Genomic DNA, 16,347 nt, shown 5'->3' on the forward strand with positions numbered 1-16,347 from the left:
TTCTACTTAAAACTCTAACTTTGCAACGCCCCTTTTTATTCTCATCATCATTCCTTCGTTTGGTAAAATCAGCTGTAAATTTTTGTTGAATGATATCGATTATAATATGTTCCGCCGATGCGACTGATCTGTTACAAGTCAAATTGAACATTGGCAGGACAATAGGAGTACCTTATGAAATCATTGCTTTCGACAATAGCGATGGCCAAAGGGGTATTTGTGAAGTTTATAATGAAGGTGCACGCACTGCCAAATATGAAATGCTCTGTTTCATGCATGAGGACATTGAAATGAAAACGGTGGGGTGGGGCGGCAAGGTTTTGGAGATTTTTGAAACAAACCCTGGGCTTGGACTTCTCGGAATTGCGGGCGGGGGCTATAAGTCACTGGCACCTTCCAGCTGGTACAATTACTATTTGCAGGAAAATGGCGGTTTTTATTGCAACTTGATACAAGGTTATAAGCATACCGGGAAACCTGAAATGCTTGACTATCGCAATCCTAAAAACGAGCACCTGTCGAAAGTTGCCTGTGTGGATGGCTGCTGGTTTTGCAGTCCAAAGCACATTGCATTGAAATACGGATTTGATGAAAAATTACTAAGAAAATTTCACGGATATGACCTTGATTTCGGCATTGCGATCAGTCGTGAGTTTGAAGCTGGTGTCACATTTGAGATTCTTCTTAAACATTACTCAGAGGGAAATTTCAATAAATCGTGGATGGACGAGATTTTGAAAGTTCACAAAAAGTGGAGTGGTGTTTTGCCAGTCAATGTAGATAACGTGCCCAAAAACCATTTAAAACGAATCGAGCGAGACGCCTTGGAAATCTTTTTGCAGCAAAGCGTTGACAAGGGAAGATACTCAAAATGGGAACTGATCAAACTAATTTGGACAACAAGGCATTCCCGAGTTGCCACATTCTCCTTTCCTTACAAGTTGATGATCAGGCTATTTAAAATGAAAAAAACAGCTCGTTCTATCTGATTTTTTTAAGCTCTTTGTAAAACTTCCTGACCCGGTTCAAGTAGGAAAAGTAGCTTCTGCCTCCCCATTTGTATTCATAATAGAACCGCTCACGGCTCGTCAGTTCGAGCTGTTCGGTGGTGGTTTTTGTTTTCAGCGTCCGGCTTTCCAAATGGTCCACAATGGAAGAAGTTACCAGTGCATGTTTCAAACCAAATTTTTGAAGCGTGTTGCTGTAATCATTGTCGGCGAACCAGAACTTGAATGCGGGATCAAGCTTCCCGGTGGTTTTCAGCATGTCACGTTTGAAGAATAAGCACCAGCCGATTAGCTCTTGTCTCACCTCATAGCCGTAATGTACCCGGCCATCCAGCGCGAAACCTTGTTCGGAATGGTGAATACTGCATGCAGGACTTGCGCTATAAAGTTCCGGATCTGCATTAAAGGCCTTCAAGATCTCGGTCGCCCAGCCTTCATGGAAAATCAGGTCATTGTTACAAATGCAGACATATTTACTTTTGGTCATGCCAATACCAATGTTCATATATCGGTGGTAACCAAATCTCTTCCAGGGGTAAACTGTTTTCGAGTTAGGGTATTGATATCGTTTTAAACTTTTATTGGATTCAATAACAATGATATTGAACTTGATCTTTTCCGGGGCTTCTGACTTTACAAGGCTTTCAATGCCGTCCAATGTAATTTTTTTGAGCTCCTCATTCCTTGCATAACTCAGAATTATGATGTCGATTTCTGTGGGTGCCATATCACCTGGATTTTTTGAAAAGTGCTTTCCGCTTGTAGTTCAGCGCTTTGAAATAGTAAGAAATAAACGTTTTGGTATTGACCAGGCCATGCAAGATTTTCAGTTGACGGACACTGACTAGGTTAGCATGGTACATCATGTATTTGTACAGCTTCTGCGTGCTGGATGCGTTCCTATCCAGCAATTTCTCCTTTTCCTCAGGGCTGAGCAGCGTCGAGTTATTGATGCTCGTTGCAATCCGCCTCCTGAATTGCAATTCGCCGGCCTGCATGATTTGAATGTTCCGGCTGGTATTTCTGTGGTGAATGCGGATCAGCGTTTTAGCCGCATCATTATCGCAGAAACTATAATGTGCGCCATTGATGGCGCACAGGAACCAGAATTCCCAATCTTCCGTGTAGTTACTGAACTCGGGAAAACCATTTACCTTTTCTATAATCTCTCGTCGTAGCATTGGACTGCTGACAACGGCAATGTTTGAATAAATCAATGTGTTAACGACTTCATAACCCGCTGCATTGACTTTTGGAAGCCAGTTATGATTGTTCATTTCATAGTCGGGGTAGACAATGTCGGGCTTGTCTGTTTCGAAATACAGGTGATCTGTATAGGAAATGTCAGTCTCCGGATGCTGCTCCATAAATTCGACTTGAATGGTCAGCTTTTCTTTGCTTAACAAATCATCTGCGTCCAGAAACTGGATGTAATCGCCTTTGGAATGCTTGAAACCCAAATTACGCGCTACCGAAACACCGCTGTTTTTCTGAACAATGTAGCTGATCCGTGAATCCTTTGCGGCAAACTTTCCGACGACTTCGCTGGTGTTGTCAGAGGAACCATCGTCTACAACAATGGCCTCCCAATTCGTATAACTTTGGTCAAGAAGGTTTTCCAGGGTTTGCTCAATGACGAAACCGTAATTGTAGGACGGAATGATAATGCTAACTAACTTACTCATAACCATTTTTTTATCTTGCTCCCCCAGGTTTTTCGTAGTACCCAAAAGAATTTGCTTCTGTTGGATTTTTTAAGCAGACTAAGTAGTATCTCTTTATGATTCCAGATGGCAAGGCCATAAGAAATACCGGCAATTGAATTGTTTCTTTGGATACTCAATGCATGCAGTTTGACAATAAAGCTCTTCGATTTTCCATTTGCCTTTTCGGCGCATAGCTGTAACCATTCACTTTCGCTCTTCAATTCCTCTAACTTCTGATTACTGCTTTTTGATGCAGAATGCATAGCCAGTATATCTGTATTATTCTTACCATGCTGCCGGTACTGCACAAGAGGTTGGTTTACAAAATCGATTGTACCGTGCGTTGTGGCAATGTAAGCCAGCCATTGATCGTAATGGAATTTTTCTGGAAACGGGAGCGCGAGCGGAAGAACCGAGTTTTTCATCAAAATGCTATGACCTGAAACGCAGTTGAGATACAAAAATACTTCTGGACGATCGCCTCTGTAAAAGTTGAATTTGTCTGATATTTTCGTTCCCATCGATTTCCCTGTACGGTCCATGAACAGGGAATCGTGGTAAACCATTAAATTTTCCTTTATCGCTTCCAGTTGGAATTTTAACTTATCCTTATCCCAGATATCATCCTGGTCACAGATAGCAATGTATTCTCCTTTACAGAGTTTTAACGCTTTTTCGAAATTCTTGTTATAACCTAGATTTTGATCGTTGTAATGGACATGAAACCGCGCATCGCACTCGGCATATGCTTTTATAATATCCCGGGTTTCATCTTGCGAGCAATCATCGACAACAACTATTTCCCAGTTATTTACACTTTGCGCAAGAATGGAATCGAGTTGTTGTTTCAAAAAATCGCTGCCATTGTATGTACACAAGGCTATCGAGATCAGCGGTTTACTTTCCATTTAGGCTTCTGTAAATTGCTGCATGTCAATCAGTCGCTTATACAGACCGTCGTGTGCGATCAGTTCCAAATGATTTCCTTGTTCAACAATTTTTCCATCCTCCAAAACCAATATGGTGTCTGCTCGTTGAATGGTGCTCAACCTGTGGGCGATAACCAGGGAAGTCCTGTTCTGCATCAGATTATTGAGCGCTTCCTGCACCAGTTTCTCCGATTCAGTGTCCAGCGCGGACGTGGCTTCATCCAAAAGCATAATGGGCGGATTTTTCAATACGGCCCTGGCGATACAAATGCGCTGCTTTTGTCCTCCTGAGAGTTTCATGCCCCGGTCACCAATGTTGCTATCGTAGCCATTTTCGGTGTCCATGATGAAGTCGTGCGCATTGGCGATCCTGGCAGCAGCTTCCACTTGTTCCATGGTAGCCGAGGGATTACCAAATGCAATGTTCTGATAAATGGTGTCATTGAAAAGCATCGATTCCTGGTTGACGAAACCGAACATCGACCACAGTGATTCCTGTTTGATTTTTTTCAAATTGATCCCGTCAATCGTTACACTTCCTTCCTGAGCATCGATAAATCGCGGTATCAGATCCATTAAGGTCGATTTTCCACCACCCGACGGGCCGACCAGGGCCACCGTTTTACCTTTTGGAATCGTTAGATTGATACCTTTCAGCACCGGCCGGGAAGGATAGGCAAAAGAAAGGTTTTCGAGCCTGATGGCATCATTGAATTCATGAATGTCGATCGCATCAGGGGCGTCGTTGATCTCAGGTTTTTCATCAATCAGTTCGAGTACGCGCTCGCCGGCTGCAATACCTGCATGAATGGTGCTGAAAGAGTCCGTCAGCGCTTTGGCTGGCCGCATGACCTGCGAAAATATTGCAATGTAAGCCACGAAATCCGATACGCTCAATTCCGACTGGTTGTCCAGAATGAGAGAGCCGCCATACAGAACGATGAGCGCCACCATCGTCACCCCCAGGAATTCCGAAACCGGCGAGCTGAGCTGTTGTCTCCGCGCCATCTTACGGCCCAGATCTGAGTACCGAATGTTTTCCTGGTGAAACTTGTCTTTGATTTCCTCGGTAGCATTAAATGCTTTAATCACTTTAATACCCGATAATGCTTCATCAAGGTAGCTGATCATGAGCCCGAAAAGATGCTGCGCCTGACTGGCCTGCTCTTTGAGCCTTTTTACAATTTTTGAAATCAGAAATGCCGATACCGGTATGACCAAAATCGCGAAAAGGGTCAGTTTAACCGAAGTAGCAAAGAGCATGAATATATAAGCCAGCAATTGCAACGGTTCCTTGAAGACTACCTGTAATGTACCGGTGACTGAAAATTGCACGACCTGCACATCGGAGGCGATTTTGGCAATAATGTCGCCTTTTCTCTGGTTGCTGAAATAGCCTACATGCATGTTCATGACATTGTTGAAAACCGTTTTTCTCAGGTTTAGCAATGTATGAATCCGCAGGTTTTCCATGACCCTCTGCGAGAAATACTTGAATATATTGGAGAGCAGAACTGAAACGACAATCACTCCGCAAACCAGCTGCAAAGCTCCGTGCGGACCGTAAGTAAGGTTTGCCTGCTGGGCGTAGTAACTCAGTGAGCTGGTGACCTCCAACAGGCTTTCAGGTTTTTCGATAAGCTCTCCTCCTTGGTTGGAAAACAGCGTACTAAATAGAGGGGCAAGCAGTGCCAGATTTAATGTGCTAAAAATTACTCCCAGAACTGTGAAAATGATGTAGGGAAACGCAAATCGGGCAATGGGTTGGGCAAAAGATAATAATCTGAAGTATGTTTTCATTATTCCATTAGTGGCATAACTGCATATGCCTAAAAGTAAAATAGCCGGAAATTAAAAAATTTCCGGTTGGGGATGCAAATTAATGCTAATCACTGGAAAGTGTGCAGTTCGGTGTTATAATTTAATTACCTGCTTGTATTTAAGCATGATATGGATATTTTCAATTACGTCGATAATGCCAATATTGGATTTGTAAGTTTTCATCTGCTTTTTAAATGCAGTCTTCTTCATTTTCAGCTCATTGATATTTCTCAGAAAATCAACGTATGCCTGCGCTTTGTAAAACTGGAGTGTCAGTATACTCGGCAATACATCGCTCAAAATCACCTGTAAATGGTAAAAGTTAAGATCGGCGCCCTGCAAATGCAAGTGATGCATATAGTACCGGTTCCGGAAATAGATCCTCTTAACCGAATAGCTGTCTTTATGGCCTTTGGTGGTCGCAGAAACTTCGTGACGGCAAACAGCATTGTGCTCATAATAGCATTTCCAGCCCAGTCTCCATGCACGGATCGACATTTCCTGATCTTCTCCGTAATACGGATTAAACATTTCGTTAAACCCGTTGATTTCTTTCAGCTTTCTGGTATCCATCAACGCGATGGCGCCTGAGAGATAAAAAGTAGGGGTGAGGCTGTCTGAATCCTTCAAATAAAAGAAGTTGCTGGGTTTGATCTTCCTGCCCAAAATCCTCGGAGATCTGGCCGCATCGAGGATGTTGTCATCTTCCATACCGATAATCCGGCCCATAACGCCAAATGTATCTTCGAGCTCAAAATACTTGTACAGTTTTTCAAAATAACCTTCTTCCAAAGTCACGTCGGTGTTGAGAAGAAAAATAAGATCATTGGTAGCCTTTTGTATACCCAGGTTACAGGTATGGGCGAAGCCCGAATTGATCTCTTTACGAATGACGGTAACCTTGCTACCATAATGATTTTCAAGGTATTCCACCGAGTCATCCGTGGAAGCATCATCGACGACAATGATCTGAACTTTTGTTCCTAGTCCGTTGAGTATCTTATAGTTATTCTCAAAATACTTTTCGAATAAGTGCTTTCCGTTAAAATTCGGAATTACAACTGAGATGCTTCTCATTAATCATACAATTTAGTGTAGAGTATATAGTGTTCCTATAATGCTATATTTAAGTTACTTGGATGTTAGCGACACAAAAAATAAACCGCCTTCCAAACGGCGTATATGCTACTTCATTGTTTCCGGCGGCAAAATCATCGCCCCCGTGTATCAATAATCGAGCCAGTTTTCAATAGATCGCAGCGCTTGCACTCAAAGTATATACGCCTGTGCTGTGACCTTTAACTTTCAGTTAGGGCACAAAAATTCTTGCAGGATTTTTGATCCCGTTTTTGAACTTTTATTTTTTTCTGATGAGGGGGGATTGAGTAAGTCTGGGAGCTGCTAAGTTTTCTCAGACATTAGTGGTAAGCTGTTTTCAGTATTATACAAACACTTTATTTGATTATAGTCACTTTTTGTTACTATACCTGAAAAATGCGGGCTTCGTTGCAGCCAAGATATATTATTTACTAGATCAGTCATCACGTTCGTCCTTTTTATTTTTCCAAGCTGCTTCATGGCTATTGTAATTTCAGCTTCAAGTAATAGGAACCAATAAGCCAGGAAATGGTTGGAAAATGAATGAAGGAATTTGTAATTAATTTAAGTTGACCGTCTAATTATTAAACGGAAATACCTCTGTTTCAATTTCTAAAAACCATTGAAAAGAGAAGGAAAAATGTTCAATGTGAGAAAAAAAATACTCAATTCGACAAGCAGTTTATGGAGAGAATCACCAGAAATTTAATTGTCTGATATCTCACCAACTTTTTGCTGCGAGACTTTGTTCATCAGTTTAGCTCGACGTTTCGGGCATACCAAACCACCTGATAATGACTAATAGTACCGAGATAAACATTGCAACCGGCGACTCCGTGCCTGTAACTACTTATAAGGCAGCTCGTTCTGTTGCGGGGTTTGTTGCCGATCATTTTGAACGTCATCATCAATCGGTCAAGATTCACTATGAGCAGGAGCTGGCCCCTAAACCTGATGCACGTATCATTGAAACCATCATTGATACCACTTTCTGGGCTAGCCTGCGCAGAGAAGAGGGCAGGTCTCCCAAAGTTTCGATTGCATTTTTGCCTCCCGAATGCGCGGAGCATCCATTGATATTCAGTGAGAAATTGGCTCTTACCGCCAATACCCTTACCAAGCTTGCACCTGCTGTGGAGCGTTCCGGCATTCATTTGGGCGTATGGCTGGAAGGTAATGAGCTCAGGATCTGGGGCACTACCCGCGTCATTCCAGGGCTATGCTTTGTACTGGAAGTAATCGAACCCGGTATGTTGGTGATCAAGCACCGCAGGGTCGATGGCTTTGGGAAATTTGTCAATGTTGCGGTTCTAAAGGGTGATCAGGTCAAAATCGTCAATGAAGAAAGCGGCAGAGTGAGGGACTGTCCTTCGGTGATCAATTCCATGATCGGTTTTACTTCGTCAAATTTGTGGAATGACTCGCTCAATTTGCTTGTTCAGCTGGCAGTGTCCATGCGCAGTCATGAGCGGGGCGGAATTTTGCTGGTAGTGCCGAAAGGCAAAGAAACTTGGCGTAAATCCATCATACACCCCATTACCTATCATGTGGAGCCTGCGTTTTCCGAGCTCGCCGAGCTACATAGCAAGTATGTCAACGAGCTGCACCCCATTACCTGGCAAAGCCAGTTGACCTCCGCCATCAATAACCTGGCCGGATTGACTGCCGTGGACGGTGCCACCATCATCAATGATGGCTACGAGTTGCTGGCATTTGGAGCAAAAATAGGACGGGCAGCCGACGGGCAACCGGTGGAAGAAATGTTGGTTACGGAACCGATTATAGGCAATGAAGGAATGGTGGTACATCCTGTGCAAAACGGCGGTACCAGACATTTGTCGGCAGCTCAGTTTGTGTATGACCAGCGTGATGCGATTGCCCTTGTCGCTTCTCAGGACGGCCGGTTCACGATCTTTTCATGGGCACCCTGCGAGAACAAAGTGCAGGCCCACCGGGTCGACGCGCTTCTTTTGTAGGTAGGGCTTACAATGGAAACAATTCCAGCTGCTCGGGATCGCGTGGCTTTTTCGACCTGATTTCAGGTTCCTGGAAATTGGAAAGTGATATGCCAAGCAACCTGACGGGTTTTTCTTCCAGATCTACCTTGCCAAGAAGCGATTTGGCAGTTTCAGTAATCGTGTCAATATCACCGACCGGTGCAGCAAAGGACAGGTTTCGGGTGATCTGGGTAAAATCACTGTATTTGATCTTCAATGTAATGGTCCTCCCTTTCAGCTGGTTTTTGGTAAGCCGGTTGTATACGATCAGTCCGATGCGGTCCAGTTCTTTGTGCATTTCTTCCCGCGTGGTCAAATCGTATGTAAACGTGTCTTCCGCGCCCAGTGATTTGGTTTCGCGGTGCGTTTGCACTTCCCGGTTATCAATTCCCCTCACGATTTTAAAGAAGAAATGTCCGGTTTTGCCAAAGTGCTTTACCAGCTCATCCTCAGAGAGTTTTTTAAGATCGGCACCTGTGAAAAGCTGCATACTCTTCATTTTATCGGCGGTAACCTTTCCTACACCAAAGAATTTTTCAACCGGAAGGTTATTGATAAAAGTCTCTACTTTGGAAGGGCCTACAAATGTCAGTCCGTCTGGCTTGTTAATGTCCGAGGCGATTTTAGCTACAAATTTATTGACAGATACCCCGGCGGAAGCTGTCAGGTTTAATTCCTCCTTGATCGCCTTTTTGATCTGAGAGGCAATCTCCATGGCTGAACCGATCTGTAATTTGTCCTCGGTCACGTCCAGAAATGCTTCGTCGAGCGACAACGGTTCGATCAGGTCGGTATATCGGGAAAAAATTTCCCTGATGCTGCGCGAAACGTTCTTATAAACTTCGAATCTTGGATAGACAAAAATAATATCGGGACAGAGCTGTATGGCCTTTCTGGACGACATCGCAGACCTGACGCCAAATTTCCGAGCTTCATAACTCGCCGTGGCTACAACGCCTCTGCCCGTTGGAGAACCTCCCACAGCCAATGGTTTACCCCGATACTCCGGAAAATCGCGCTGCTCGACAGACGCATAGAAAGCATCCATATCGATATGGATGATCTTGCGCAGCGGTGTCGACTGAATTTGGGACATTTGCAACTGTTTTAAATGCTAGTTCAGGAACGTTTATCTCAATTAAAAACAAATTAAATAATTTACAATTCGCATCACTTCGTAGTTTTTTTTCGTAGTTCTCTAATAATTACGTTTCAATCTCTGATTTTGCGTTAAAACCATTCTGTCACACTGTATTCCTGTCGTCCATAATGCGATATACTATACCTGATTTTAAGTCTTCTATATTAGTTCTTTTTACGGCAATAGCCATGTTTGCGACGTTTCGTGCCAACGCTCAGGACCGGTGCGGAACAATGGAATTGCTGAACCTCAGATTCACAAAACAGCCCTCACTCAAAATCATGTTCGATCAGCGGGAGCTTCGTTTAAAGGAGGTTATCCGCCAACGCACGATAGCAGGGAAAACCCTTAAAACGAATGCCCAGGTAACAATCCCGGTTGTTTTTCACGTGGTTCTGAGCAGACAGACCCAGGTAACCGATGCACAGATCATGGCGCAGCTCGACACGATCAACAAAGACTATGCGGGATTGAATGGTAGTGCCAGCAGGATCCCTTCGTATTTCAGATCACTTTTTGGCCAATCGGGGATTCAGTTTTGCCTTGCCCAACGTACTCCCGACGATGCACCTTCCACCGGTATTGTCAGGTACACCACCACACGTTCTTCCTTTGACTATACTACCAACCAGGTCAAGCACGCCGAATCAGGTGGGGCCGATGCCTGGGACACCGACAAGTATCTCAACATCTGGATTTGTGACCTATCGGGCGGAACGCTTGGTTATGCGACCTTTCCGGACGATGGCGTAAAGGATGAGCAGGGAGTAGCGATCGACTACGGGAGCTTACCTGGTGGCAATGTTACGAATTACAATGAAGGCAAAACGCTGACGCACGAGATCGGTCACTATTTTAACCTTTATCATATTTGGGGCGACGACAACGGAAATTGTACCGGTACCGACGAGGTAGACGACACGCCCAACCAGAGTAACAGCACCGGCACATGCCCCGCAGGTGTAGTTACCGATAGATGTACACCTAATGCTCCCGGCATTATGTACCAGAATTACATGGACTATACTTCGGACGGCTGTTTGTCGATGTTTACCAAAATGCAGGTAGCCCGGATGGAAGCGGCTTTTACAACTTACCGCTCGCTGCTGAGCCTCTCCAATGGTTGTACGCCGGTAGATGTCAAGAATAAAGATGCTTCCCTGAAATCGATCAGGCAGCCGGCCCAGCGAATTTGTACGAATACATTGACGCCGCAGGTAACATTGGTCAACAAAGGAAAAGAAACATTGACCTCGGTCATCATTCATGCGGCGATAGACAATGGAACAGTTCAAGATTTCACCTGGACCGGTTCACTGGCCACCTACGCAGAAACGAGCGTTAACCTGTCATCGCTGACCACCGTGGAAGGTAATCACGTGCTGAGCATTTATACCAGCAACCCAAATGGGGCTGCGGATGAGGATACGTCCAATGATGGACAAAGCCTTGACCTTATATATTACAAACCTTTCAATACACCGGTTTCTGAGAGTTTTGAAGGTTTGTTCCCTCCTCAGGGCTGGGACATCGTAAACCAGGATGCGAGCTCGACCTGGGAAAAGACCACTTCGGCTGCAAAAACAGGCAGTGCTTCGGTCCGTATCGCCAATTTTGGCAATGAAGTAGTAGGGCAGAAGGATTATCTGAGATCCCCGACTGTGACGATTGCGGGTACCGATTCCGCGTTTGTATCGTTCCAGGTTGCGGCGGCAACTTACACCAATCCATCGGCACAGGGGAATGTGTGGGATACATTGCAGGTGCTGATCAGTACCGATTGCGGCCAGACCTATACAAGCATTTACAAAAAATGGGGCTCAGATCTGGTGACCCGAAGTACGGCCACCCGTTCTGCCTTTACACCGACGGTCAATGAATGGCGCCGGGAAGAGATCAATATCAGTAACTACATTGCTCAGGGCGAAGTGCTGATAGCATTCCTGAATACAAATGGAAATGAAAACGATATTTTCCTCGATGACATTAACATTAGGACAGTCACCGTCAATCCAAACCTGAAAGAAGCGGGCTTCCTGGTATCGCCCAACCCGACCAGCGGACTAGTATCTGTACAGTTCTATCCGCATCCTGAGGAACTGAAATCTGTCTCGATCTATAATGTTGCCGGAGAAAAAGTCGCTGAAAAAGTGATCACCGGAGAGGTGGGTTCCAATGTATATGATTTTAACCTGACCTATTATCCGGCCGGATTATACATTGTAAAAGCAGAATTCAAGGATAGGGTTTTGACAAAGAAGATCATCAAAAATTAAAGCAAAGGGCATAAAAAAACTGTTTAACCAATTCAGATTATTCGAGTTGGTCAAACAGTTTTTCCTTTTAATAGATTCTTTTTACAACGACCTTACTGTTGGTTTGGGATATCGCAAAATCCCTGGCGTTCTCATTAGGCGGCGAAATGAAGATCTGTTTTTTCTTTTTTCCATCCGTGCTGACCCAGTTAGCCGAGTAAATTTCCGGCAATGTGCCTGAATAAATGGGGTGGTTGTCGGAAAGCATAAATACCTCTTCCTGCTCGTAGGCAAGTTCCAGATCGCTTCCTTCAATCACGTCGCATATTATTTTCAGTTTACCAAAATCATCGTCTACCAGGCCTTTGATCCTCGCTTTCCCGAAGAAAGGATCTTCTTCAAAGTCCCAGCGAATGTAATACTCAATTACATTTCCTATCTGAGAATCAATATAATCGGCGGTTAGCAGTTGTTCCTGGCTCATGGTCATAGTTATTTTCTTGCGCTCCTTTTTTCAATTCAAAATTCAATACCAGCAGATTCTGGCATTTTGACAAATGTAATCGGAAGCACGTTGTTTCCAAAAATTCTGACTTCTGTTTCATCAATATTTAGAAAATAAACAAATAGATGCCCAAAAATTTTTCGGCCCTTTTAATACTACCCGACATATAACCGGCCAGGTTAGCAAACAATGCATCGAGGTGCCCGATTTATCACCGCTGGGGACATAGAGGTACGGTTTTTGATTCGGCTTGGTTCAATAAAATTCAATCAGGACCATGTCCTATCACCTAGCCAGAATCAAGTATGCAAAAAACTCAACGAGCAAATGAGCCGGGTCCCTGTTCGGATACGATCATTTTTTTGAGGATTGGTTTCTTCCTGATGTTGTTCTTTGTTTGTAACCATATCATTAGCTACGCACAACAAACGGTTCCCGACACCACCCGGAAAGTAAAGCAGGATACGCTTCCCAGACCGGTAACTCCACCCACTGCAACTCCGGTTAAACCGGCTTCTGACACCCTCCCCAAACAAAAAAATACCACTGATACTACCAGTAAACCCGTCGATGCAGCGATTCCGGCCAAGGCGTCGCAGAATTTTGACCCCTTGGTCAAACCAACCCAACAACCTGACACAATAAAAACAAAGGCAGCAACAGACTCTTCCATCACACCCGTAACGAAGCCTGACAGTAACAATACGTCGAAAAATCAACCAGGCAGTAATGCTCCTGCACAGACCGTTCAGCCAGCTGATAGTGCCGGTTTGAAGCAAAATGCCCCGCGCCTAACCGATCCCGGACCTGATGCGAAAATTATAAAAGGAACGGTTGTCGATGAAAAAGGCCTGGGCCTTCCCGGCGTGAGTGTGCTGGTAAAAGGTACTCAGATACAGGCTATTACCGAGACTGATGGTACTTTTGAAATGAAAGTGCCGGCGAAGGCAAGTACCTTGGTTTACAGCTCCGTCGGCTTTACCGCGCAGGAAATTGCCATTGGTAACAAAACGCAATTCAGCGTACAGTTGAAACCTGAGGCCAAAGCATTGAACGAAGTAGTAGTAGTAGGCTATGGCGCACAAAGCAAGCGAGACCTGGCCAGCTCCACCTCCCGTGTTTCCGCGACTGAGTACAAATCAGCAGTTATCAATACCGTAGACCAGGCTTTGCAGGGACGGACTACCGGTGTGCAGGTGGTGGAAACATCCGGTGAGCCCGGTGCGGCTTCTGTCGTCAGGATCAGGGGCAACAATTCGCTCAGCGGCAATAATGAGCCTCTGTATGTGATCGATGGTTTCCCGATGCCGCCTTACCGGGAAGCCGGGGCAAATTTCTCCGGTGCTTACACGCAAAATGGCCTGTATGGTATCAATCCCAATGATATCGAAAGTATGGAAATTCTCAAAGATGCATCTGCGACGGCCATTTATGGTTCGCGGGGCGCGAATGGTGTTGTTTTGATCACTACGAAGGCAGGCAAGCGGGGAGAAGGACGTGTTGATCTGGTCAATAAAACTTCTTTCGGGAGAATCTCAAATCCGATCAAAATGATGAATTCGAGACAATATGCAGAGATTATTAATGAAAGTTTCAGCATGACCGATCGAAATCCGCCTTTTGAAAATCTGGATAGTACTCTCACCAACACCGACTGGGTGGCGGCAGTAACACAGCCGAGCTTTCGCCAAGATATTACATTGAGTCTTTCCGGCGGCAGCCCGAAATCTTCTTATTATATCTCGGGAAATTATCTCAAAGAAAAAGGTACGATCATCAATTCTGATAATAACAGGGCTAGTTTGCGGGTTAATCTGAATAATGAAATCAATGATTGGTATACCGTTAAAGGACAGATATCATTCACCAGGCAGAAGTCAAACAGGGCCGTCACAGCTTCGCGCGCATGGCCCAGCTCAGGTGGATTAATGGACGGATTGCGGGCCGCGCCTACGCTTAGCCTGGATTATCTGGGCAATAACAGTCTTGGAATTCCGAATTACCAGGGATACTATTTTTCCAATCCTTATAATGAGTTGATAGCCAAAACGGACGTGACCCAGAATGACTACTCGATCCTGAACCTGGAAAATTATTTTAAGCTGGCCGACGGCCTGCAATTGGTGGTCAGCCTGGGAGGTAGTCAGAACCTGACTCGCCGAAAAGTATTTTTGCCGCCATCCACAGGCGAAGGGAATGGTGTTCAGGGAAAAGGAAGCAACAATACTTCCAATACTTACAGCTACAATGTCAATGCATACCTGCAGTACGAAAAGACTTTCAGGAAAAATCACTACCTGAATTCGACAATGGGTGTGGAATATAACGACCAGACTGTTGAATTCGTCAACACCAATTCATCCGGGTATGCCGTCCCGTTTTTTGGGATTGACAATATCGGAAGTGCCCAGTCGCAGGCAATAGGATCTTTCAAGGAAAAGCGGATTTTGCAGTCCGGCTTTTTGCGGCTCAATTATTCTTTTAAAGGAAGATATGTCCTGAACACTTCCATTCGCGCCGATGGGGCTTCCCCTTTTGCAGCGAACAAAAAGTATGGTATTTTTCCCTCTGTCGCACTTGCCTGGAATTTGGAACAAGAGGAATTCATGAAAGGCGTCAGGTTTATTTCAAACACTAAGCTGAGAGCATCTTATGGTGAAACCGGTAGCCAGGCGATCGGACCCTATTCGTCGCTTTCGCAATACAGCAGCGGATTTTACGAAATGGGGCCAGGTGGCGACGGCGCAGTGATAGCGACGGGCATTTATCCCAACACGATTGCCAATCCCAATCTTTCATGGGAACGTACGCGGCAGTTTAATGCCGGGGTGGATTTCAATACTGCCAAAGACCGGCTCGTTATCAGTTTTGACTATTATAATAAAGTTACGTCAGACTTGTTGCAGCCCAGAAAAGTACCAACTCAATCGGGTGTCAGCACCATTATCGATAATTACGGGACCATGCGCAACCGTGGCGTGGAATTGAGTATTCAGGCCAATATCATTCAAAAGAAGAACGCGACGTTTTCGTCCAGGATCAACATTTCAAAAAACGTAAACACATTGATCGACCTGGGGGACCGGACCCAGTCTGATTATGTCAGCATCAATGGAAACTTGCTGGGAGGCGTTTCGGGAATCCTGACACCAGGGGAGGAGATAGGAAGGTTCTTCGGGTTCAAAGTAGCTGGATTAACCCAGACTACTGATTTCGATGCCGACGGCAACCCGACCTTTCCAACTTTTGAGGGCCCAAAGCCTCCCGGATCGAAAGGTACGCCGTTCTATGGATCATGGATTTATGCCGATGCAAATGGGGACAACATTATCAATGCGGATGACCGGGTGGTCTTGGGCAAATCCACTCCTGACTTCACATTTGGATGGAGCAACGATATTACCTGGAAAAATTTTGCAGTCAATGCGTTGTTTACCGGCTCGGTTGGAAATGATGTGCTTAACCTGACTAATTTCTACATCATGAATGGGGTCGTCGATTACGGAGGCGTGGGTTTCAACCAGTCGGAAGAATGGTACAACAAGCGCTACACGGAAGCCAGACCGCATAACGACCCTAAGTACCCCGGCATTCAGCGGGGGATCGCATCGGGGGATATTAACTCGACAATGCTCGAAGACGGAAGTTTTGTAAGGCTTAAAATGCTGAGTCTTTCCTATACGTTTCCAAGACTGGGACCGGTCAAAAACCCACGGTTATTTGTGACAGGTACCAACTTATGGACGCTAACCAATTATACCGGTTTTGACCCGGAAGTGAGCTCTTACGGTCAATCGCTTCTGCAACAAGGTATTGACTATGGGGCCTATCCATCGCAGCGTTCCTACACCATTGGTTTTTCCTGTAATTTTTAGTTACGACTCAACG

11 protein-coding genes are annotated in these 16,347 nt (G+C 45.0%); 4 read left to right on the forward strand and 7 right to left on the reverse strand.

Going from position 1 to position 16,347, the window contains the following annotated elements; translation table 11 throughout:
* Nucleotides 1-89 precede the first annotated feature (89 nt).
* The gene (locus ON006_RS07355) at nucleotides 90-989 is read left to right on the forward strand and encodes a glycosyltransferase (protein WP_244819126.1); all 900 of its coding nucleotides are present in this window, start codon (nucleotides 90-92) and stop codon (nucleotides 987-989) included.
* Here the strand turns inward: ON006_RS07355 and ON006_RS07360 are convergent.
* The 5 genes from ON006_RS07360 to ON006_RS07380 all read right to left on the reverse strand — a co-directional run bounded on the left by ON006_RS07360 (nucleotide 982) and on the right by ON006_RS07380 (nucleotide 6,540).
* Nucleotides 982-1,734 carry a glycosyltransferase family 2 protein gene (locus tag ON006_RS07360; protein WP_244819125.1) on the reverse strand — a complete coding sequence of 251 codons (753 nt, stop codon included), beginning with the start codon at nucleotides 1,732-1,734 and terminating at the stop codon, nucleotides 982-984. The two genes, ON006_RS07355 and ON006_RS07360, sit on opposite strands and share 8 nt — an antisense overlap.
* 1 nt (nucleotide 1,735) lies before the next feature.
* On the reverse strand, nucleotides 1,736-2,692 hold the full coding sequence (locus ON006_RS07365; protein WP_244819124.1) for a glycosyltransferase family 2 protein: 957 nt from the start codon (nucleotides 2,690-2,692) through the stop codon (nucleotides 1,736-1,738).
* On the reverse strand, nucleotides 2,689-3,621 hold the full coding sequence (locus tag ON006_RS07370) for a glycosyltransferase family 2 protein (RefSeq protein ID WP_244819123.1): 933 nt from the start codon (nucleotides 3,619-3,621) through the stop codon (nucleotides 2,689-2,691). Before ON006_RS07370 ends, ON006_RS07365 begins: the two co-directional genes overlap by 4 nt.
* A complete protein-coding gene (locus tag ON006_RS07375) occupies nucleotides 3,622-5,442 on the reverse strand; it encodes an ABC transporter ATP-binding protein (RefSeq protein WP_244819122.1) in 1,821 nt (606 codons plus the stop codon).
* 114 nt (nucleotides 5,443-5,556) lie between these two features.
* Nucleotides 5,557-6,540 carry a glycosyltransferase family 2 protein gene (locus ON006_RS07380; protein WP_244819121.1) on the reverse strand — a complete coding sequence of 328 codons (984 nt, stop codon included), beginning with the start codon at nucleotides 6,538-6,540 and terminating at the stop codon, nucleotides 5,557-5,559.
* Between the two features lie 815 nt (nucleotides 6,541-7,355).
* On the opposite strand from ON006_RS07380, the gene ON006_RS07385 reads away from it, so the two are divergent.
* The gene (locus tag ON006_RS07385; protein ID WP_244819120.1) at nucleotides 7,356-8,537 is read left to right on the forward strand and encodes a putative sensor domain DACNV-containing protein; all 1,182 of its coding nucleotides are present in this window, start codon (nucleotides 7,356-7,358) and stop codon (nucleotides 8,535-8,537) included.
* A 7-nt stretch (nucleotides 8,538-8,544) separates the two neighbouring features.
* Here ON006_RS07385 and dinB read toward each other — a convergent pair whose 3' ends face one another.
* A complete protein-coding gene (gene dinB, locus ON006_RS07390; RefSeq protein ID WP_244819119.1) occupies nucleotides 8,545-9,654 on the reverse strand; it encodes a DNA polymerase IV in 1,110 nt (369 codons plus the stop codon).
* Nucleotides 9,655-9,887: 233 nt separating this feature from the next.
* On the opposite strand from dinB, the gene ON006_RS07395 reads away from it, so the two are divergent.
* Nucleotides 9,888-11,975, forward strand: coding sequence for a M43 family zinc metalloprotease (locus ON006_RS07395; RefSeq protein WP_244819118.1), 2,088 nt, complete (start codon nucleotides 9,888-9,890; stop codon nucleotides 11,973-11,975).
* A 67-nt stretch (nucleotides 11,976-12,042) separates the two neighbouring features.
* Here ON006_RS07395 and ON006_RS07400 read toward each other — a convergent pair whose 3' ends face one another.
* On the reverse strand, nucleotides 12,043-12,438 hold the full coding sequence (locus ON006_RS07400) for a hypothetical protein (RefSeq protein WP_244819117.1): 396 nt from the start codon (nucleotides 12,436-12,438) through the stop codon (nucleotides 12,043-12,045).
* A 326-nt stretch (nucleotides 12,439-12,764) separates the two neighbouring features.
* Between ON006_RS07400 and ON006_RS07405 the strand changes: the two genes are divergently transcribed.
* Complete coding sequence (locus ON006_RS07405) at nucleotides 12,765-16,334, forward strand: SusC/RagA family TonB-linked outer membrane protein (RefSeq protein WP_244819116.1); 3,570 nt, start codon at nucleotides 12,765-12,767, stop codon at nucleotides 16,332-16,334.
* Nucleotides 16,335-16,347: the final 13 nt, after the last annotated feature.

Origin of the sequence: Dyadobacter pollutisoli, from assembly GCF_026625565.1 — a bacterium.
GTDB lineage: Bacteria > Bacteroidota > Bacteroidia > Cytophagales > Spirosomataceae > Dyadobacter > Dyadobacter pollutisoli.

Excerpts from the sequence above, each read along its gene's own strand:
- ON006_RS07355 (WP_244819126.1), top strand. The coding sequence starts at position 90 with ATGATATCGATTATAATATGTTCCGCCGATGCGACTGATCTGTTACAA.
- ON006_RS07360 (WP_244819125.1), bottom strand. The coding sequence starts at position 1,734 with ATGGCACCCACAGAAATCGACATCATAATTCTGAGTTATGCAAGGAAT.
- ON006_RS07365 (WP_244819124.1), bottom strand. The coding sequence starts at position 2,692 with ATGAGTAAGTTAGTTAGCATTATCATTCCGTCCTACAATTACGGTTTC.
- ON006_RS07370 (WP_244819123.1), bottom strand. The coding sequence starts at position 3,621 with ATGGAAAGTAAACCGCTGATCTCGATAGCCTTGTGTACATACAATGGC.
- ON006_RS07375 (WP_244819122.1), bottom strand. The coding sequence starts at position 5,442 with ATGAAAACATACTTCAGATTATTATCTTTTGCCCAACCCATTGCCCGA.
- ON006_RS07380 (WP_244819121.1), bottom strand. The coding sequence starts at position 6,540 with ATGAGAAGCATCTCAGTTGTAATTCCGAATTTTAACGGAAAGCACTTA.
- ON006_RS07385 (WP_244819120.1), top strand. The coding sequence starts at position 7,356 with ATGACTAATAGTACCGAGATAAACATTGCAACCGGCGACTCCGTGCCT.
- dinB (WP_244819119.1), bottom strand. The coding sequence starts at position 9,654 with ATGTCCCAAATTCAGTCGACACCGCTGCGCAAGATCATCCATATCGAT.
- ON006_RS07395 (WP_244819118.1), top strand. The coding sequence starts at position 9,888 with ATGTTTGCGACGTTTCGTGCCAACGCTCAGGACCGGTGCGGAACAATG.
- ON006_RS07400 (WP_244819117.1), bottom strand. The coding sequence starts at position 12,438 with ATGAGCCAGGAACAACTGCTAACCGCCGATTATATTGATTCTCAGATA.
- ON006_RS07405 (WP_244819116.1), top strand. The coding sequence starts at position 12,765 with ATGCAAAAAACTCAACGAGCAAATGAGCCGGGTCCCTGTTCGGATACG.